The organism is Streptococcus jiangjianxini (assembly GCF_040225085.1).
GTDB lineage: Bacteria > Bacillota > Bacilli > Lactobacillales > Streptococcaceae > Streptococcus > Streptococcus jiangjianxini.
Map to the genome: position 1 here is coordinate 12,152 of NZ_JBEHGL010000003.1, position 20,225 is coordinate 32,376.

A 20,225-nucleotide genomic window follows, 5' to 3' on the forward strand; every position below is an offset into this window, starting at 1 on the left:
ATTTTTAACATTACTTCCTAGGATTTTCCCAGACCATATTATACCAGAGCGCATCACCATGTTCTGACTCAGATTCCCCCTCATCAATAAAGCCATTCATTTCATAATAGGAAACCAAATAATCATGACAGGTTAAGCTGATGCCTTGACGGTTTTGGGCAACTGATAGGTCTTTTAGGGCTGCTATCAGAGCTGTACCAACGCCTTGTTCCTGATATTTTTTTGAAACAGATAAACTGGTAACGACAATAAAACCACCTGTTTTAGCATTTTCCCTAACCTCATGAAATAAGTCGTCCGTTAAGTAACGTTGTGACACTGCTGGTCCTTCAATATAACCAGCAATGTCATGATTGATGACAGCCACTAGGAAGGTGTCTGAGATACGTTCGATTCTTTCCCTTATAACCTCAGGTCTTATGGCTTCTTCTGCTGAGAAATTTTGGGATTCGATAGCAGAAATCGTATGACAATCTGCTATTTCTACATGTCTAATTTCCATTAGGTCTCCTTATCAAAAAAAAAGAGTAGATAAAGCCTCTTAAGGTCGGTCGGCTCTTCTACCCTATCCTTTAAAGTCAACAGCTAGAACTTTTCTTTTCTGTGCTTTGCCAATGACACAGTTGTTCAGCCGATGCTACTGATTATTTTCTGTCAAGTTAGATAAGAGTTCTTCAAAAGAACGTTCATAAAGTTGTATATCTCCAGCACCCATGAAGACATAAACGGCATTATCATGGTCAAGGAGTGGGGATACATTTTCAACGGTAATCACTTTTGCTGGTTTGTGGATACGGTTGGCTAAGTCCTCGACTTTGACATCTCCACGATCAACCTCACGCGCTGAACCATAAATTTGCGCTAAATACACTGCATCTGCTTCATTTAAAGCTGCTGCAAACTCATCTAACAAAGCGATAGTACGTGTAAAGGTATGCGGTTGAAAAATGGCAACAATTTCTTTAGAAGGGTATTTTTGGCGAGCCGCATCCAAGGTTGCCATAATTTCAGTAGGATGATGGGCAAAGTCATCAATAACAATGGTCTCATTAATTTTTTTCTCAGTGAAGCGGCGCTTAACGCCAGAGAAAGTCTTAAGATGCTCTGCAACAAGACCCATATCAAATCCTGCAACAAAAAGATTAGCGATAACAGCTGTTGCATTTAGGATATTATGGCGCCCAAAGGCTGGGACATGGAAATGACCAATTGCTTTACCGTCATGCATCACAGTAAACTCAGAACCATTAATAGTGCGGGTGATGTCTGTTGCATAAAAATCATTCGACTCATCGAAGCCATAATAGTAAATCTTGGCAGGAGAGGTGATGCGACGAAGGTAATCATCTTCTCCAAAGACAAAAAGGGCTTTTTTAGCTTGTTTGGCATAAGTATCAAAGGCATCAAAAACATCATCAATACCGGTAAAATAATCTGGGTGATCAAAATCAATATTAGTGATGATGGAGTAATCTGGGTGATATGGCATGAAATGGCGCTCATATTCATCCGACTCAAAAACAAAATACTGACTCGACGCTGAACCACGTCCGGTACCATCACCAATCAAAAACGATGTGTCAGTGATGTTTTTCATAACATGGGCTAAAAGACCTGTTGTTGACGTCTTACCATGGGCTCCTGCTACACCAAAACTGGTGAATTGTTTCATGAATTCTCCAAGAAACTCGTGGTAGCGCTTAAATGAGTAACCCGACTCAATCACTTTAGCCATTTCAACATTATTATCTTGACGAAAGGCATTACCAGCAACCAGCTCAATATCTGACGTAATATTTTCTTCAGAGAAAGGAAGAATCGGAATTCCAGCCTGCTCTAATCCACGTTGTGTAAAGTAATATTTATCGACATCAGACCCCTGAACCTTATGTCCCATTTGATGTAACATCAATGCAAGTGCGCTCATCCCCGAGCCCTTAATTCCGATAAAATGATAGGTTTTTGACATGCTAACTCCTTAATCCTCAAAACGGGTCAAATTTAACTCTTGAGCAATCTGACGTTCTCGTTTTTCTTGCCTTTCTTGGTGATTATATATTTGACTACGTTTTAAAAAGTCAAATGTGTTTTTCTTTGGTTTCGAATCTCTTTGATTGTCAGGTTTGTTGTAAACTTTTGGTAAATCCACCAAAATATAGGAATCTTGGTGTAGTTTTTTAGAAAAAACAGATAATTCAGAGGTATGCTCTGACACTGTCTTTTTCTGAACGCCCTTAGATGTTAACCCTTTTTGCATTGGTTGCTTAGTAAGGGGTGTCTTTTTTTGATAGCCAGGAACTTCCCTCTTCAGACTTGTTTGAGGAGAGAGAGTCGCAGCAGTCTTAAAAGACTTGCTTGGCTGCTTCGCACGCTGTAATTCATGATTGACATAAAACTGTCTCTTTTGTCTCAAATCATTCTTAGCTTCTTCACGTGCCTGTTCAGCATAAGTTTGTGTCTTGTCTAAGGATTCAGGTGCCTTTGATTGAGCAGAATCTGTTTCTTGACTAGTCTTACGAACAAACTGACTGTTAGGTGTTACATCGGAATAGTCCTTATCATAATAGGTCCCATTGATATTGGTAATGAGATCATCATTATCATATAGACGCATCTCTGTTGGTTGTCCGATAACAGGTTCGTCATCAGGGATTAGGGGAAACGTACGTCTTCTGGAACTCATCGGCTCACTTCCTTTCTGTAACAGTCCTATTATAAACTAAAGGGCTCACTTTTTCAAAGTTATCTGTCAATACCTATTCCAAGAATTTCTTTGATGTCTTCAATCGTCATGTTTGCTCTTGTCTCGTTACCATCCAAGACTGTTGTGACAAGGTTTCTCTTATTTTCTTGCATTTCTAAAATTTTCTCTTCAATCGTCCCGCGTGTAATCAAACGATAGACTTCAACATTTTCTTTTTGACCAATACGATGGGCTCGGCTAATCGCTTGCATCTCAACGGCGGGATTCCACCATAAATCAATCAGAACAACCGTGTCAGCCCCTGTCAGATTGAGTCCTACTCCCCCTGCTTTCAAGGAAATCAAAAAGGCATCTTTCGACCCCGCATTAAAAGCACGGGTCATTTCTTGGCGTTGATTGGCTGGGGTCGAACCCGTTATTTTATAGGTACTTAGCCCTAATTTATCTAATTCTGTCTCTGCAATATCCAGCATGCCTCTAAATTGTGAAAAAATCAAAGCACGATGACCGTTTTCCTTAATTTGAAGAAGGAGGTCTCGCAAGCTATCTAATTTTCCACTGTTTCCAGAATAATCCATAAAGAGGCTTGGGGTGTCACAAATTTGTCGTAATCTGGTGATTCCAGATAAAATCTCGATTTTTTGCCGATTAATCTCTGAGTCACTTGACTGGTTGATGCGTTCTTGCATTTGACGAAGTTGAGCGAGATAAATGGCTTTTTGACTCTCAGCTAATTCATTTGGATAAGTGATTTCAGTCAAATCAGGTAATTCTGGTAAAACGTCTTCTTTCTTTCTCCGAAGAACAAAAGGCTTAATATATCTAGAAACTTGATTAGCATCTAATTTTAAGAAGGCTTTCTGATTCGGCAAAAGACCTGGTAAAACAATTTGAAAAATGGACCAAATTTCTAGCAGTTTATTTTCAATAGGAGTTCCCGAGAGAGCAAAAACATTCTTAACGTTAAACTGTCTTAAATAATGAGCAATCTTAGTTTGGGCGTTTTTCATGACCTGTGCTTCATCTAAAATCAGATAATCATAGGCACGTGCTTGGTACTCCTTGAAATCTTGACGGAAAGAGCTATAACTAGTGATCGTCACTTGATGATCATTCGCAATCATCTGATCACGCGCTGCCTTTAAGCCATACGAGACAGCCACATCAATCTGCGGCGCAAATTTATTGAATTCCTCCTGCCAATTGTAAATCAGGCTAGAAGGCGCCAAAATTAAAACATGAGAGTCTTTGGTCAATCGGCTAGTCAAAAATGCTATTGTTTGTAGAGTTTTACCAAGCCCCATGTCATCAGCTAAAATGCCACCAAATCCATAATGATCCAACATGGATAGCCACTGGATACCTCTCAGCTGGTAATCACGTAAATCAGCTTTTACTGACAATTCAGGCAACTCAAACGCTTCTGGGTGCCTTAAATCTCTAGCTAAGTCCTGGAAGTCTTGAGAAAAGCTTACTTGTTCTGAATTTGTGAACGTTTCTGATAACTGGAAGGCTGCCGTGCTGTTCAACTGAACATGCCCATTTTGAAAGGTTTTTGCCCGCAGTTTCTCTAGTGCCTGACTGATTTTTTGTGTCTCTTGATCAAAGACAACCATTTTCCCAGACTGAGCCATAAAATAAGCCTGATTATCAAAAAGGGCTTGAAGGGCTCGATCGACATCCTCTTCACCTAATTGTGTGAAATCAAAAGACACATCTAAAAGGCCGCCCTGACGTTCTACTCTAACCTTAGGACGCTCTACCACTCTCATAGCTTCCAAACGCTCTGAAAGCTTAATAGCTCCTAATTGGCGAAACTGAGATAAGCTTATTTGAAAGAATGAAACCAAATCCTGACTCGATAAAAGCAGCTTTTCACCTCTTAAATCAAAACCAAACCCTTCTTTTTCAATGAGTTGAAAAAGATTAGCTTCCTTCTTGTAATGAACAGCAAAAGGCAGCTGCTTGAGCTGTGCTTTAGTAGTAACTTCAAGATCTTTAAACTGTAATGTCGTTTGCAAGACAAGACGATTATCATCATGCCAATCAAAAGCAAAAAGCACTTTAAAATCTCTTTGCTGGAAAGTTTTAGGAGCATTAACACTACCTATACGCCCAAAATCTAGGAGACTAGCGGCCAGTTTGTCCTGATCATCCAAATCAAAATACAGATGCTTTACTAAATCCTCAGCAATCGGCAAGGTTTTTAAAGCACTAACCAACTTCTGTTGTTTGCGATCCAGATAATAAAAATGCCCACTAACAAAGAGATATTGATGATCAAAATAAGCCTGATGGCTTCTCTCCTTAACTTTCAGTTCGATAACCTTTTGATGCACCTCCACATCGAATTCAAACAGATGATGCTCTGGCTGAAGATAAGTGAAGTCTATGCTATGATACGTTTTTAATCCAATTTCTAAACTAAAATAGTCTAGCTGATTTAAGAGGCTCAATCCTTCTTCAAAGAAACCTGACGGAACTAGAAGATGGCGATTATGATTAGGAAATAAAAAGTTCAAGTCTTGTTGAGGCGTGTCGGGTGTCAGGCGCCACAAAAATTCAATGAGATGTTGACTAGCGTCGTCAAATTGACCAAATGATAATGTTTCATAATAGTTTTTCCCAATTTGATAAAAGGATTCTTTTTTAACGATATTGAGAAAACTCTTGATATCACGGATAACATAACTTCTTTGATCAGGTAAACGCCGAATTCGAAGTGTCCACCAGATATCGTTAGAATACAGGCTTTGTTGCCCCTCAGCACTAAGGCTAAAAGCTTTCTCAGTATTGTCACTCATTTGCAGTGTATCTAAAAATAAACTGCCAAATGACTGCCTTTCAGTAACTTCTTCAGCTGCATCTGTTCCTTCTTCCAGTTGTTCTACTAATTCTCGGCCCTCAGTATCATTTTTCAAAAAATATTCAACCGCTGCCAAATGCTCACAGTAAGCTTTTTCACGGAAAAAAGCACATTGACAGACAACTTCCTCATCATTTAATGAATATTGGATCGTAATCCCATCAACGCTGGCCTGTAACAAGGTCCCTTTTTGAGAAATAATCGAAATCACACCCGCTTCATAAAGAGCAATTCCTTGATTACGAATACGACCTGGAATTAATTTTGCCATAAATGTTTCACCCTCTCATGCCAATTAACATTAAGTTGCTCATTTGATATGGATTCTTTAGCTAAGACTGGCATTATCTATCCCTTTATTATAACAAAAAGCCTAGCATTTGGCTTATGATAAGGAATTTTAAAGATTTTGAGGGCAAAAGAAAAGACCCTTAAGGTCAAGGTCCTTTCGGTTAAAATGGACAGCTTCTTTGCCATTTTCATCGCTTCTAAAGCAGATACCACATACCATCGTAAGTGACAGGGTGAAAGTCCCAAAACAGGGCTTACTGACTGGCTAAGGTAATCATCGTGACTGCCCCAAAATCACTAACTCACGGAGGGTTTTCGCCAACTCTTCTTTTTGTTCTTTTGTCATCTTTGCCGTTTTAGCATTATGCCCATCAACAGTCCCAACGTGGGTGCGAACCTCACCTGCTTCACTAATCGCTACCAAGAAAGGAACTGAAACATTTTCTTGTTTGACTTGGGCTTGATAAAAGCTTTTAAGCGTTTGACTGTCTGTTTGACTGTATTGTTTGTCATGAATATCCACAGCAAATGCAGTCTTTTCTTCCTCTTTCAAGACACGCTCTAAGACTGGGACTAACTCCTGACACCAAGGACATTCTGGAAAACCATAATAGTATATCCCAGCTTGCCCAGAGGTCATTTTCGACAATGTTTCACTGCCGTTTGCAGTTATCAGTGATTCAGTGCTAGTGTCGTAATCAAGAGATTCCTTCTGTTGCACAGCAGGTTGGGCTACTAGATGATAAATGAGATATATAAAACCGAGTCCCAATACAAAAATCCCGGCTAAAGATAGTTTTTTCATAATCTTCCTAAAAAGCGGCCTAGCCGCTTCTTTCTATATCATTAGCTACGTTTACGCGCTATAAGTCGAATAGGTGTTCCTTCAAATCCAAAGGCTGCGCGAATTTGATTTTCCAAGAAACGTAAATATGAGAAGTGCATCAACTCTTCTTCGTTGACAAAGATAACGAAAGTTGGTGGTTTAACTGCCACTTGTGTTCCATAGAAAATCTTGAGACGTTTTCCTTTATCAGTTGGCGTTGGATTGATGGCAATCGCATCCATGATAACGTCATTAAGCACGGCTGACGGGATACGGCGATTTTGGCTTTCACTGATCCGTTTCACCATTTCAGGCAATTTGTAGAGGCGTTGCTTCGTTTGCGCTGAAACAAAGACAATTGGGGCATAAGTTAAGAATTGGAAATTATCCCTAATATCTGCTTCCCATTGACTGACGGTGTGATTATCTTTCTTGATAGTATCCCATTTATTCACAACGATAATAATCCCTTTACCGGCCTCATGAGCAAAACCAGCAATACGCTTATCATAATCACGAATGCCTTCTTCAGCATTGATAACCATTAAAACAACATCTGAGCGGTCAATAGCACGCATCGAGCGCATAACAGAATATTTTTCGGTATTTTCGTAAATCTTACCTGATTTACGCATACCAGCGGTATCAATCATAGTGTATTCTTGACCTTCGCTGTCTGTAAAATTGGTATCAATCGCATCACGAGTCGTTCCTGCAACTGGACTGGCAATCACGCGTTCTTCACCTAAAATGGCATTGATCAGACTTGATTTCCCAACATTAGGACGGCCAATCAAACTAAATTTGATAATATCTGGATTGTCTTCCTCATGTTCAGTCGGAAGATTTTCCACAATAGCATCCAAAACATCACCCGTACCAATACCATGAACAGATGAGACAGGATAAGGATCGCCCAAGCCAAGTGTGTAGAAATCATAGATTTCCGCACGCATTTCAGGATTATCGACCTTATTAACAGCTAGAATAACTGGTTTATTTGTTTTGTAAAGGATACGCGCAACATATTCATCCGCATCGGTTACACCTTCTTTGGCTGATACGACGAAAACAATAACATCAGCTTCCGTCATGGCAATGTCAGCTTGGTGTTTGATTTGCTCCATAAAGGGGGCATCTACATCATCAATACCACCGGTATCAATCAAAGAGAATTGACGATTAAGCCACTCTGCACTAGTATAAATACGATCACGTGTTACACCTTCCACATCTTCCACAATGGAAATGCGTTCTCCAGCAACACGATTAAATAGTGTCGATTTCCCGACATTGGGACGTCCGACAATAGCAACTGTTGGTAAGGACATAATGTCTCCTTATCTTATTTTTTAAATGATTTTCAAAATGCTAAAAGATAACATAGGGATTTATCTTCTATTTTCACCCTGCAAGTGGGTCTCTCTAGCCAAAAAGCGGATACGTTCCATGACACGCTTAGCCTGCCACGTCTCATCGCCATTTCGACCGTTGGCTAATTTACGCTCCAAATCTTCAAAACTATAATTTGAAGTAAAGAAAGTTGGTAAATTTTCCTGCATCCGGTACTGCAGAATAACTTGTAAAACTTCGTCACGTATCCAAGATGAGGTTTGTTCCGCACCAATATCATCTAAAACTAAGATTTCACTGGTTTTAACAGCATCAATTTCCTCTTTAACAGAATCTGTTTTAATAGCATTTTTGATATCGATGGTAAAACTTGGGTAATGAAGAATCGTTGTAATGGCGTTTCTTTTCTCTGACAGTTCGTGCGCTAGCGCTGCCATAAAAAAGGATTTTCCTACTCCCATGTCGCCGTATAGATAGAGTCCTTTTTGATCTGGACTGGGATACTGGCTAATAAAGTCAATTAAACTTTCATAAACGTCCAAACGCTTGACATCATCTAGTAAGACATCATCAAAAGAAATGGTTTTATAAGATTTTGGGAGGCTAACTAAAGTAATCCGGTTCTCAATCGCCTTCTGCGCTTGAGCTTCTTTCAATTCTTTGGTTTCCAAATAAGTCACGTCAGCATAGCCTTCATTCATGGTTAAAATAGGTTCATAACCTTTGGCAATATAACTGTCTTCCTGATCTTGAAACTTGCGGCGTTCGTTGATAAATTGATTGAACTTAGGTAAACTACGCTTGATTTCGTCTTGGGTCAAACCATGTTGGTTGATAAAGGCCACCACATCTGGATCCGATAAGATTAACTGGGCCATCTGGTTTGCATCGAAATGCCTAGAATGTCCCGATTTGTTTAAAGTGTGTCCTACTTTTTCCATGATCAGTCCTTTCTAAGACGTTCCAAGGCTTTTCGTCTTGCTTCTTCTAATCGTTTTTGTTCCTCATCAGACGTCTGATTTTGATAATCTTGGTTACTCCATTCTGGAACATTAGGTTTTGCTTGTTTAGGCGATGTTGCTTGAGTGCTTTTTACTGATTTGTTTGAAAACTCTCGCATTTTTAAAACAGCTGTCTCAGCCCTATTAATCTCTTGAAAAGCAAAATCATTGGCAATCTTCATGGCGTATTTTTTATTCACATTGGCTGAATTGGTTTTCATAATGGTATACAGCACAATGATATTGATAACTTCATCCAAAAAACCCATCTTAGCCAACTCTAAGAGTAACTGTCTCTCATCAGCAACAATCGAAGCCTTGCGTGTTTTCTTAATTTTAGCTAAAAAAACATCTGCTCGATCACGTTGGGCTTCCTTAACAATAACGGCTTCTTGTGACGTCAATTTTCCTGATTTAGGAGAATCCTTCTTAGACTGCTCTTTTTTCGCTTTCATTCGTGGTAAGGAAATCGTTAAATTAACAGCCGTTTCCTTGGCAAGTAAGTAAGTATCATGCCAAGTCATTTTATGTTGCTCAGCTATACGATACAAACCAATAACGTCCGATTCCTCTTGAGCAAAAGATAAACCATCACGTTTCATCAACTTTTTAAAAGCATCCAAATCAAAAGTCCCTTTGGAGCTACTAGTTTTTTGAATGAGAGCTACTTGCCCTTGATCATCAAACACATCAGAGAAGTTTTTAGACAAATTCTGCGCATTTTCTGGCAAAACAGCTACCAACTCCTTAACAGCAATCTCCCCAATCTTTTGGGTAAGCAATTGTCGATAAAGAGGCACGTTTAAAAAATCTTCACTAGATAAAGGAGCCTTAAGTTTGATAAAATAAACGTCTCTCTGTTGATAGAAAGCCACAAGCTCCATAGCGGTTAAGGTTGCTAAAGCGGCCTCAAAAGCTGCCATTCCCATTAACGTATGATTTAAAATCTCTGAGAACTTATGTTTCTTAGTTCCATCATCCTTAAAGGCTATCAAATAATGATAAACACTAAAGGCATCCTGACCAATAATCGGGTAATAACAAGCCATCAAAGCTTGCGATGACCCATCAACCAGATTACCTTTGACAAACGAAAATGCATCAATCGGTCTCATTAATTACCCTTTTTCCCACGAACACGATTGGTAATCTGCTGCAGCAATTCTTCGATTTCATCAACATCCTTAAAGCTGCGATAAACAGAAGCAAATCGCACATAGGTAATTTCATCAAGTTCTGCCAACTCATCCATAACCATATTACCAATGACTGTACTTGGAACCTCATTTTCATAGTTACTACGAATAGCCTGTTCAATACGACGAATAACATTTTCGATGTCATCACTAGAAACTGGACGCTTTTGGGCACTCATAATGATTCCATGTAAAATTTTATCTTTTGAGAAAGCTTCTCTGGTCCCATCCTTTTTAACCACTAAGAGCGGTAATTCTTCAACACGTTCAAATGTTGTAAAGCGATTATGGCAATGATCGCATTCTCGGCGTCTTCTGATAGTTGTCCCTTCTTCGGCTTGACGACTATCGACAACACTTGATTTTGTAGTATGGCATTTTGGACAACGCACAAAAATCACCCCAATCTTTCTTAAAATGGTTATTGGTAAAACTGAATTAAAATGTCATTCAAATACCAACTTATAATCAGCTTTTTAATACTTTATTATAGCATATTTTCAACCAGAAATAAACTGACCAAGAACATTCACACGACAAACATATGAAACAGAGATTTCCGAATGATCGTACTGTTAAACATCGACAATTTCGTAGTTTTCCTCTACTAAAATTGCCCAAAAATACCACACCTAGCTTGTCGCTGAAATACCTGAACTTCGACATACGACATACATAAAAAATATTATTGTTTCACTAACCCCTTTCATACGCTTGTCCTGGCAAGCATCTGTACTCGCTTAAAAAAATGCATGACGTCATTTTTCAATGCTAAACATTTTTTAACATTATGATGATATAATACTCATCTAAAATCAAAAAAATAACACGATGTATCAAATAACAAAATAAGATTCCGCAGTTTGGGGCGAACGAAGTGAGCTTGAAAGGCTATTTTCGCCGTAGTGGTATGATTAGTGACAGTGCTGCTATCACTAATAAAGGAGGTTGCTTTTGTCCGCACTACTTAAGAAAAAATCAAAAAAGGTTATTTTTTGAAATTAACCAAGTATAAACACATCATCACGGCTAATTCCTTATATGCAAAATCATCATAAGTCTTCTTCACACATTTGGTATGGTAGTCATCACCTACTTCAACATAAGCTTCATCCGGTCAGTTTAGACAAAAAATAAGTCGCCACTACTTTTTAAAATAGTAACGACTTATTTCATCTTATCTGAGTTATCGGATATACCCATTACTCCTCAAAAAAGTCTGGCGATGGCTCCGCCAACGGTATGGCAATGGTAAAAGTTGTTTGAACATTGACCTCACTTTCAACACTCAAACGGCAATCATAGGCATCACAAATTTGCTTAAGAATCGATAAACCAATACCCAATCCAGCCCTAGTTCCTTCACGGTTGCGTGACTTATCTGTTCGATAAAACCGTTCAAAAATATTTTGTAAATCTTCTTTTGCAATTCCTTCGCCATGGTCTTTAACCGTAACCAAGGCGTAATCTTCCTCCTTATCTAAGGATAGTTCAATTAAACCGCCATGTGGTGAATACTTTATGGCATTATCAATCAAAATCGTCAGAACTTGTTCGAAATGGTTCTTGGCGATTTTGGCGCAAACATCATTAGCATTCACATGAAGAGCAAATTGAAAATCTGGCCTTAGGATTTCAAAATTATACAAGGATACTTGCATAGAAGATTCTAAACGGCTCACTTCTTTAGTTTTTTCAGACAGATTACCTTGCAGACGAATCAAATCAAGCATATCACTAATCATTAGATTCATACGATGGGCTTCGTGACGACTAGCTTCTAAACTTTCTTCCAAAATTTCTGGATCATTTTTTCCCCAGCGACTAAGCATGTCCAAGTGGCCTTTAATGACCGCTACTGGCGTTCTCAACTCATGACTAACATCGCTAATAAACTGTTGTTGTAATTTATTTTGTTCAGCGATACGGGCCATCATGGCGTTAAACATGTGAGATAGCTCCTCTATCTCATCGCCACTGTTGATCTCAGCTCGTACATCCAAATCGGTAGGATCACCTTCGATACGACGCATAATACGACGCAAACTATAGATAGGTTTCAGGAAGACCTCAATACTGAAGCGCATAATGACCAAGACGATAATAATTGTTCCAACTTCCAAGAATAACAAGACAATAATCAAACGATTCTTCAAAGCATAATAGAATTCAAGATTATGGAACAGCTTAGCATAGCCAATCACTTTTGTCTCAGACTCATTGTAAATAGGAACGCTAATCGTGAACCCTCGATCTTTATCAATCCGCTCTGAACGAAGCTTATTAAGTGGTCCCAGAGTGAGATAGTCCACTTTCGTGCTAGTCGTAAACAGCAATTCTTTTTTAGTATTGTAAAGGTAGGCTATTTGGTTTGAGTACAAGAGACGTGAAACAGAGTTATTCCCTGCACTAGCCATCCCTTCCGTCAACACTTTTTCAGAACCCGCTGTATCTATCGTCTGAGTTGTCTGCAAATAGACAATTAAGTTATCCTTGGTTAAGGGCTCATCAATGTCAGAAACATGTCTTTGAACCAAATTTGCCGTAGTTCTAATTGTTTTCTCTTCCTGCTTAATCAATAAGTCATTTGAAAATAACAGAACCAAAATCGTAAATGTGGTCAAAATGAGAAAAAATAGCCCCATTGTGACTAGGACCATTTTTCTACCTAAAGGCATTCGATGCAGTTTTTGAAAAAAACGTTTATTTTTCACGAATGACATACCCCATACCACGAACCGTTTGAATGTAAGACTCCTTACCAGGAACATCAATTTTGCCACGGAGGTAACGAATATACACGTCAACGACATTAGTTTCAACAGCTTCATCGTATTTCCAGACGAGATTCAATAATTCTTCACGTGTCATAACACGGTTCATATTGGACATCAAAGCTGATAATAGATCGAATTCGCGCTTTGTCAATGGCACGGTTTCGTCACCACGGATAGCTGAACGATTTTGCGGATCTAATTTGAGATCTCGGTAGCTTGATCCACTCGAAGTGGTTCGCTTACTTTCTTCGATCTCTTGACGACGGAATGCTGCACGAACACGAGCTAGCAATTCTTCAATTGCGAATGGTTTAATAATATAATCATCTGCACCACGATCCAGCCCTGAAACGATATCCATGACAGAATCTCTTGCTGTCATCATAATGATATAGGTTGATTTTTCTTGTTGCAAACGACGTGTAACCTCAAAGCCGTCCATTTCTGGTAGCATTAAATCCAAAAGAATCAAATCAAATTCTTTTTCAAGTGCCGTTTCTAAACCAGCACGGCCATTATTTTCAACAGTTACAGAATAACCTTCATGTTGTAATTCTAAAGAAACGAAGCGTGAAAGATTTTTTTCATCTTCTATAATCAAAATGTGTTTCGTCATTTTACCACCTTTGTTATTTCATTTAAACTTTATATTATTATAATAATTAGAATTTACATGCTGAAACAGTTCAAACAAATGATCAGTAAGCGATTGTAGTAGCGGTTACATAAACGGTTACTCATTTTTATTAAACTATCATCAGCAAGCGTCGTTTCAATAATTCCCAGATATTTAATCATACCATGTTTAGCAAAAGATTACAAATTAAAGTTATATGTCAAAATGATGTCAATTTGATTTATTCCTTGTCAAACAAGCCTGAAAGCGATGCAAATGGATTATTTTCTTGTTTTTCTTCTTCCTTCATGGTTTGATATTGTTCTTCCGTCAACACAATCCAATCATTGCCTTCTGGCATTGTTTCAGACGCTTCTTCTTCTTTTGTTAAAACTTTTAATGGAATATTTAGCAAAATATTATCTAAAATACTTTCAGAAAGATCGATTTGATCATCTTCGATAATTAAAACTAGGTTTTCTTCAACCAGCTCTTTCCTACTTGAGGCGTCAGTTCTTGTCATAAAAACTTCAGAAACCGTGTAGTCTTCAGAGATAGTCACGGCTTCCATCGAACGACTTGATGGCAATGTCAACTCATAAGCCAATTGATAATCCAGTAAGTAAAGCCCATCGTCAAAACTCACCATACCGACTGCTTTTAAGTGTTGCAAATCAATGACTGAGTCATCACGCGCAATGAGTTGATCTTTTAAGTCTAATTCTTTTTCAAAGTGCAATCCCTCTGGATTTTTTCGAATATCTACTAACTTCATAATCTACCTTTTCTATCTATTGGCCTTATTTCAATTTATAAGGAATGACTGCTTGCGATTACTTCCAACCTTTTGATGCGTTCTTCTAGAGGAGGATGAGTTTGAAGCAGTGATTTTAGAGACTTATTTTTTCTAGGGTCACTAATGTACAAAGCGGCACTAGCCTCATCAACATGATGTGACATTGGTTTTGAAGACTGCAATTTTTTAAGGGCGTTGATCATAGCTTGAGGATTCTGAGTTAATTCGACTGAACTAGCATCCGCTAAATACTCACGCTGTCGTGAAATAGCCAATTGAACCAAACTTGCTATCATCGGAGCCAATATAATAGTAATAATGGCAAACACCAAAACTAAGACCCCAGAACTATCCTCACGGTCATTTCGTCGTCTTCCACCACCATACCACATGAGACGACCACCAATGCTCGAAATCATAGTTACCACAGAGGCTAAAGCTACTGCAATGGTTGAAATTCGAATATCATAATTTCTCACATGGCTAATTTCATGACCGATGACAGCTTCCAACTCCGTCCTATTCATAACTTCGAGTAAACCGCTGGTAGCTGCAACGGCAGCATTTTCTGGGCTAGAACCAGTGGCGAAAGCATTTAATGCTTCATCCTCAATAATATAAACTTTTGGCATTGGAATCTGCGCTACCATAGCAATCTTCTCAACAATATCGTAGTACTCAGGCGCTTGTTCCGGACCAATCTCTCTAGCACCATTCATGGACATCACAACCTGAGTCGATTGAAAAATCATACTTGTCGCATAAATAGTCCCAATAATTAAAGCGATAGCCAAACCAAATCTGGTATTCCCAATCATAAGATAGCCTATTGCTGCTCCTATAGCACTAAGCAAACCAAAAAAGAAAATGAGTAGAAAGATGGTTCTTCTTTTATTACTTGCAATCTGTTGTTTTAGCATTTGTCATCCCCTAAGAATGTTTCTCTTCATTATATCAGGTTTAAGATAATTTCTAAAGAAAATAACAGGTGTTTGTGATAAAATAAGGGAAGTTTAAGAGACAAGGAGCTTATATGACACCGCAAACTTTTTGTGAGCAACTAAACACTCATGGCATTACATTAACAGACAAACAAAAACATCAATTTGAACGTTATTTTGAGCTTTTAATCGAATGGAATCAGAAGATTAACCTTACAGCTATCACTGAAAAAAACGATGTTTACCTCAAACATTTCTATGATTCTATCGCCCCTATTTTGCAAGGGGATTTAACAAACGAGCCAGTTCGAATTCTTGATATTGGCGCTGGGGCTGGTTTTCCTAGTCTCCCTATGAAAATCATTTTTCCAAACTTAGAGATTACTATTATCGATTCTCTCAATAAACGCATTCAATTTTTAAATCTCTTGGCTGATGAATTATCCTTAAGCAATGTTCACTTCTTTCATGGACGTGCTGAAGACTTTGGTCAAGACAAAGAGTTTCGTCAGCAATTTGACTTTGTAACGGCTAGAGCAGTGGCGAGAATGCCAATTTTAGCTGAATTAACGATCCCTTTTTTGAAATTAAATGGCCGATTAATCGCCTTAAAAGCTAGCGCTGCCGACCAAGAAATGGACCAAGCCAAAACTGCTCTCACTACCCTATTTGCACAGGTCATCGAAAGCAGGGATTATGAACTTCCAAACGGAGACCCTAGAAATATTACCATTGTCGAAAAGAAAAAAGAAACACCAAAAAAATACCCACGAAAAGCTGGAACTCCGAATAAGAAACCACTTTAATGTCGATCATTAGAAAGGACTCTCATGTCAACGTTTATTTCCAAATGGTCGGTGACTCAGCGACTCAGCTTTAGTTTTATTGTTGTTATTTTAGTCGGCAGTCTTATACTGTCGCAACCTTTTACACATTATGCTAACGCCCCACAAACCAGTTATTTTGACCATCTTTTTAATGTTACTTCCATGGTTTGCGTAACAGGCTTATCGGTTTTTGCTGTAGGGGATGTTTATAACGGGATCGGACAAGTCATTGTGATGCTCCTCATGCAAATTGGTGGTCTGGGGTTAGTGACCCTAATAGCCATTAGCAGCTATGTCCTTCATCGTAAAATGAATCTGTCTGATCAATCATTGCTACAATCAGCATTGAGTCGAGATAGTGGACAAGACTTAAAGAGATTTCTCTACATGGTTTATCAATTTACCTTTATTATTGAGAGCCTTGCTGCCTTGATCCTAATGATCGATTTTATCCCGCGATTTGGTTTAGGTCACGGTATTTTCAATGCAATTTTCCTAGCCATCTCTGCTTTTTGTAATGCAGGCTTTGATAACTTTGGGTCATCTAGCTTACAGCACTATGCCACAAATCCTATTATCAACTTCACCACTATCGGTCTGATTGTGGCTGGCGGCCTTGGATTTGGCGTTTGGCAGGATATTATACAGTGCGTTAAAAGCTATCTTTCTGAACGTCCAAAACGTCTATCAACACTCTTTCGTCCCCTGTCCAACCAGTCACGCTTAGTTCTCAAAACAACAACTATTATTCTAGTCATAGGGACACTACTGAGCTGGCTTTTAGAATGGAACAATACTAAAACCATTGGCAACTTGTCCCCCTCGCAACAGTTTATGACATCTCTTTTTCAGACTGTTACGATGAGGACAGCTGGCTTTGCAACCATTAATTATGAAAATGCTAACCCTGCCACTAACTTCCTTTATATGATCCAAATGGTTATGGGTGGTTCACCTGGAGGTACAGCTGGCGGTATCAAGGTTACTGTTGTTGCTATTATCGCTTTACTGTTTAAAGCTGAACTTTCTGGACAGACGGAAGTCACTTTCCATCACCGTACTATTGATAATCGCATTATCAAACAAACACTAACCATTATCATTTTTTTCTTCAGTCTTATGATGGCTGGTTTTCTACTATTGCTAATCGTTGAAAAAACTGTAAATCCTTTTAAACTGTTATTCGAAGTTTCATCAGCTATTGCCACTGTTGGTGTTTCGATGAATGTGACTGCTGATTTGTCTACACCTGGACGTATCATTATTATGATTCTCATGTTTATTGGTCGGGTCGGACCGGTAACAGTGCTGCTCAGTCTGTTGCAAAAGAAAGAAAAAACCATCCATTATGCTAAAGCAAATATTTCAGTTGGATAAGACAGAAAGGAGACCATTGTGTCTAAAAAAATTATCGGTGTTCTAGGTCTTGGAATCTTTGGAAAAACCGTCGCCGAAGAACTTTGTACCTTTGACCAAGACGTCATTGCCATTGACTATCATGAGGATCATGTTCAAGCCGTTGCCAATACGGTTACTCGTGCTGCTGTTGGTGACATCACCAACTACGAATTTCTAGAAAGTGTTGGCATCGAGCACTGTGATACCGTTGTGATTGCAACAGGTAATAGTCTCGAAGCTTCCGTTCTTGCTGTTATGCACTGTAAAAAATTAGGCGTTCAAAATATCATCGCAAAAGCTAAAAGCGGCATTTTTGAAGATGTTTTGTACCATATTGGAGCCAATCGCGTGATCATGCCCGAGAGAGCTTCTGGAAAATCACTGGCATCTCATATTTTAAGACGTCACATTTCTAACATCATTCATGTTGAAGATGATATTTCAATCATCGAATTTAAAATCCCTCAAAAATGGGTTGGTAAAAATCTCATTGAACTTGATGTGCGTAACAAATATGAATTGAACGTTGTCGGCATTCGTCGAGGGAATATGGAAAGCCTGACAACAGATTTTAACGCTCAAGAGCCTCTGCCAGATAATATCCAAATAAGCGCTGTCACCAATTCTCGTACTTTCGAAAAATTTGACTATTTAGGCTATTTAAAATAGCGCGTTAAACCGTTACGAGAGGTTGAGCAAAACGTCTAAATATAATAAATGGCTTAGAATAATGTCGTCAAAAACGTTAATTCTAAGCCATTTTATTTTGTTCAATTTTTTAACGGTAAGGCTAATACTAATCAGAAATCAAAAATAGCGGTACAACACAGTCTTTGTGTACAATTGATTTTAGTTGGGGAGGTATGACTTATTTTGTCTTAACATTACGATGTCGCTATTCCTGAATTTTGTTGAGTATAAAAATTGACTTTTTTCTGTCCTCTTCTCTTCATTTTCAAATCAAAAAACAAACGTTATTAACTTTCTACAATCTAATGAAATAACAACAGGACAGCAATACCTCAAGAAAAATATCGTTACTAGGCAGTATTTTTCTGAAATATTTATAAAATTCTAGTGAACCTACCACCCAATTCTACATATTCAGTTGTACTATAATTGTTTCATGTTGCTATGATATTACCAGTAAGATAAGTTGACAAACTGTCAGAATAATTTTAAAATAATAAACGTTGATTTTTTATAACACAATACTCATTTTTAGAAAGTTTCATCCTTACATGCTAAAAAAATTTAAAAACCCAACCCTTATTGTTGGGTTTATGCTATTCGCCCTGTTTTTCGGGGCAGGTAATCTCACCTTCCCTGCCTTTTTAGGCCTTTATTCAGGCCAAAATTTCTGGCAAGCTATCCTAGGATTCTGTATTACTGGTATTGGTCTGCCTTTACTCGGTGTCACTGCCGTAGCTTTTTCTGGACATGAGAGTCCTCAGGACCTTGCAAGGCCTGTTTCCAAATGGTACGCCTTGCTCTTTGCTGCTATCTTATATCTTTCCATTGGTCCTTTCTTTGCTATCCCACGGACAGGGGCAACGTCCTTTTCTATCGGAATTGAGCCTATTTTTGGTAATAGCCCATTAGTAAGAGTTATTTACGCTTTGGTCTTCTTTGGTCTATCTTACTTCCTAGCCGTCAAGCCAAGCCAAATTGCAGATTACATTGGCAAATACCTAACACCGCTTTTGATTTCCGTCCTTGCCATTTTAATTATTGTTTCGTTTATTAATCCCATTGGTGGATTAGGAGAACCACGCAATGCTTCAGAGACTATCAACAATGCTTTCAAAGACTCACCATTTGTAGCTGGTCTAATTCAAGGTTATGGGACAATGGACGCCTTAGCTTCACTAGCCTTTGCCATTCTCGTCATAAATGCCATTAAAGATCATGGCATTAGCGGCCAAAAACAAGTTGGACAGAGCGTTGTCAAGTCAGGCCTGATTGCTTGTCTCCTGCTTTCTCTAGTTTATATCTTTATTGGACGTATCGGTGCCACCTCCCAAAGTTTATTTACCTTACATCGCGGTATCTTCGAGCTTTATGGTATCCAAGTTGATGGCGGGCATATTCTTAATCAATCCGCCGCATTCTACCTTGGTAATTTAGGACAAACGATTCTTTCAGTTGTTATCTTTTTAGCCTGTCTGACAACTTCTTCTGGATTAATCACAGCTTGCTCAGAGTTTTTTCATCATTTGGTCCCGAAATTATCCCACCTGACATGGGTAACCATTTTCACTCTCTTGTCTACGCTCTTTTATTTCGGTGGATTATCCGAAATTATCAAATGGTCGACACCGTTCCTTTATCTCCTATACCCTTTGACCATTGCTTTGATTTTGTTAGTATTCACGAAACAGTTCTTCGCTAATCATTCCTTTGTCTATCAAACAACAATAGCCTCTACATTTATAGCTGGTTTCTATGATTTCTCATCCACACTTGGCTCATTAACCGGGGGCTTCCAGCTACCAGATATCGTCAACCACTTTTTTACCCACACTGTACCTCTGGGACAATACAACATGGGGTGGATTACCTTTACACTAGTCGGTTATGCTATCGGATTATTGGGTTATCATTATTATTTCAAAAACAGATAAACAAAAGCT

General features: G+C 38.6%; 17 protein-coding genes. 4 read left to right on the forward strand and 13 right to left on the reverse strand.

What is annotated here, in order from left to right:
• Positions 1–10: 10 nt before the first annotated feature.
• The 13 genes from ABP870_RS02175 to htpX all read right to left on the reverse strand — a co-directional run bounded on the left by ABP870_RS02175 (position 11) and on the right by htpX (position 15,346).
• Positions 11–502 (reverse strand): GNAT family N-acetyltransferase, encoded by a 492-nt coding sequence (locus tag ABP870_RS02175; protein ID WP_350013861.1) that lies wholly within the window; start codon positions 500–502, stop codon positions 11–13.
• Positions 503–637: 135 nt separating this feature from the next.
• A complete protein-coding gene (gene murC / locus ABP870_RS02180; protein ID WP_350013862.1) occupies positions 638–1,969 on the reverse strand; it encodes a UDP-N-acetylmuramate--L-alanine ligase in 1,332 nt (443 codons plus the stop codon).
• Between the two features lie 9 nt (positions 1,970–1,978).
• Complete coding sequence (locus ABP870_RS02185; RefSeq protein ID WP_350013863.1) at positions 1,979–2,683, reverse strand: hypothetical protein; 705 nt, start codon at positions 2,681–2,683, stop codon at positions 1,979–1,981.
• 59 nt (positions 2,684–2,742) lie between these two features.
• Positions 2,743–5,841 (reverse strand): DEAD/DEAH box helicase, encoded by a 3,099-nt coding sequence (locus ABP870_RS02190; RefSeq protein WP_350013864.1) that lies wholly within the window; start codon positions 5,839–5,841, stop codon positions 2,743–2,745.
• Between the two features lie 294 nt (positions 5,842–6,135).
• Entirely contained in the window at positions 6,136–6,666 is a 531-nt protein-coding gene (locus ABP870_RS02195) for a hypothetical protein (protein WP_350013865.1), read from the reverse strand.
• Between the two features lie 41 nt (positions 6,667–6,707).
• Positions 6,708–8,018 (reverse strand): ribosome biogenesis GTPase Der, encoded by a 1,311-nt coding sequence (gene der, locus ABP870_RS02200; protein WP_350013866.1) that lies wholly within the window; start codon positions 8,016–8,018, stop codon positions 6,708–6,710.
• A 60-nt stretch (positions 8,019–8,078) separates the two neighbouring features.
• Positions 8,079–8,981, reverse strand: coding sequence for a primosomal protein DnaI (gene dnaI, locus ABP870_RS02205; protein WP_350013867.1), 903 nt, complete (start codon positions 8,979–8,981; stop codon positions 8,079–8,081).
• 2 nt (positions 8,982–8,983) lie between these two features.
• Positions 8,984–10,156, reverse strand: coding sequence for a helicase loader (locus ABP870_RS02210; protein ID WP_350013868.1), 1,173 nt, complete (start codon positions 10,154–10,156; stop codon positions 8,984–8,986).
• Positions 10,156–10,629: a transcriptional regulator NrdR gene (nrdR, locus tag ABP870_RS02215; RefSeq protein ID WP_350014003.1), complete on the reverse strand. Its 474-nt coding sequence runs from the start codon at positions 10,627–10,629 to the stop codon at positions 10,156–10,158. Before nrdR ends, ABP870_RS02210 begins: the two co-directional genes overlap by 1 nt.
• 810 nt (positions 10,630–11,439) lie before the next feature.
• On the reverse strand, positions 11,440–12,897 hold the full coding sequence (locus tag ABP870_RS02220) for a sensor histidine kinase (protein WP_350013869.1): 1,458 nt from the start codon (positions 12,895–12,897) through the stop codon (positions 11,440–11,442).
• Between the two features lie 43 nt (positions 12,898–12,940).
• Positions 12,941–13,630 (reverse strand): response regulator transcription factor, encoded by a 690-nt coding sequence (locus ABP870_RS02225; RefSeq protein ID WP_350013870.1) that lies wholly within the window; start codon positions 13,628–13,630, stop codon positions 12,941–12,943.
• A 241-nt stretch (positions 13,631–13,871) separates the two neighbouring features.
• On the reverse strand, positions 13,872–14,405 hold the full coding sequence (locus ABP870_RS02230) for a DUF177 domain-containing protein (protein WP_405054635.1): 534 nt from the start codon (positions 14,403–14,405) through the stop codon (positions 13,872–13,874).
• Positions 14,406–14,440: 35 nt separating this feature from the next.
• Positions 14,441–15,346: a zinc metalloprotease HtpX gene (htpX, locus tag ABP870_RS02235; protein WP_350013871.1), complete on the reverse strand. Its 906-nt coding sequence runs from the start codon at positions 15,344–15,346 to the stop codon at positions 14,441–14,443.
• A 113-nt stretch (positions 15,347–15,459) separates the two neighbouring features.
• Here htpX and rsmG point away from each other — a divergent pair, with 113 nt between their 5' ends.
• From rsmG to brnQ, 4 genes are all read left to right on the forward strand, one after another.
• Positions 15,460–16,173 carry a 16S rRNA (guanine(527)-N(7))-methyltransferase RsmG gene (rsmG, locus tag ABP870_RS02240; protein WP_350013872.1) on the forward strand — a complete coding sequence of 238 codons (714 nt, stop codon included), beginning with the start codon at positions 15,460–15,462 and terminating at the stop codon, positions 16,171–16,173.
• A gap of 24 nt (positions 16,174–16,197) precedes the next feature.
• The gene (locus tag ABP870_RS02245) at positions 16,198–17,571 is read left to right on the forward strand and encodes a TrkH family potassium uptake protein (RefSeq protein ID WP_350013873.1); all 1,374 of its coding nucleotides are present in this window, start codon (positions 16,198–16,200) and stop codon (positions 17,569–17,571) included.
• Between the two features lie 18 nt (positions 17,572–17,589).
• The gene (gene ktrA, locus ABP870_RS02250) at positions 17,590–18,261 is read left to right on the forward strand and encodes a potassium uptake transporter gating subunit KtrA (RefSeq protein WP_350013874.1); all 672 of its coding nucleotides are present in this window, start codon (positions 17,590–17,592) and stop codon (positions 18,259–18,261) included.
• Between the two features lie 572 nt (positions 18,262–18,833).
• Positions 18,834–20,216: a branched-chain amino acid transport system II carrier protein gene (brnQ, locus tag ABP870_RS02255; protein WP_350013875.1), complete on the forward strand. Its 1,383-nt coding sequence runs from the start codon at positions 18,834–18,836 to the stop codon at positions 20,214–20,216.
• Positions 20,217–20,225 lie beyond the last annotated feature (9 nt).

Bases quoted from the DNA above. Each gene is read 5' to 3' on its own strand.
- ABP870_RS02175 (WP_350013861.1), bottom strand. From the start codon at position 502: ATGGAAATTAGACATGTAGAAATAGCAGATTGTCATACGATTTCTGCT.
- murC (WP_350013862.1), bottom strand. From the start codon at position 1,969: ATGTCAAAAACCTATCATTTTATCGGAATTAAGGGCTCGGGGATGAGC.
- ABP870_RS02185 (WP_350013863.1), bottom strand. From the start codon at position 2,683: ATGAGTTCCAGAAGACGTACGTTTCCCCTAATCCCTGATGACGAACCT.
- ABP870_RS02190 (WP_350013864.1), bottom strand. From the start codon at position 5,841: ATGGCAAAATTAATTCCAGGTCGTATTCGTAATCAAGGAATTGCTCTT.
- ABP870_RS02195 (WP_350013865.1), bottom strand. From the start codon at position 6,666: ATGAAAAAACTATCTTTAGCCGGGATTTTTGTATTGGGACTCGGTTTT.
- der (WP_350013866.1), bottom strand. From the start codon at position 8,018: ATGTCCTTACCAACAGTTGCTATTGTCGGACGTCCCAATGTCGGGAAA.
- dnaI (WP_350013867.1), bottom strand. From the start codon at position 8,981: ATGGAAAAAGTAGGACACACTTTAAACAAATCGGGACATTCTAGGCAT.
- ABP870_RS02210 (WP_350013868.1), bottom strand. From the start codon at position 10,156: ATGAGACCGATTGATGCATTTTCGTTTGTCAAAGGTAATCTGGTTGAT.
- ABP870_RS02220 (WP_350013869.1), bottom strand. From the start codon at position 12,897: ATGGTCCTAGTCACAATGGGGCTATTTTTTCTCATTTTGACCACATTT.
- ABP870_RS02225 (WP_350013870.1), bottom strand. From the start codon at position 13,630: ATGACGAAACACATTTTGATTATAGAAGATGAAAAAAATCTTTCACGC.
- ABP870_RS02230 (WP_405054635.1), bottom strand. From the start codon at position 14,405: ATGAAGTTAGTAGATATTCGAAAAAATCCAGAGGGATTGCACTTTGAA.
- htpX (WP_350013871.1), bottom strand. From the start codon at position 15,346: ATGCTAAAACAACAGATTGCAAGTAATAAAAGAAGAACCATCTTTCTA.
- rsmG (WP_350013872.1), top strand. From the start codon at position 15,460: ATGACACCGCAAACTTTTTGTGAGCAACTAAACACTCATGGCATTACA.
- ABP870_RS02245 (WP_350013873.1), top strand. From the start codon at position 16,198: ATGTCAACGTTTATTTCCAAATGGTCGGTGACTCAGCGACTCAGCTTT.
- brnQ (WP_350013875.1), top strand. From the start codon at position 18,834: ATGCTAAAAAAATTTAAAAACCCAACCCTTATTGTTGGGTTTATGCTA.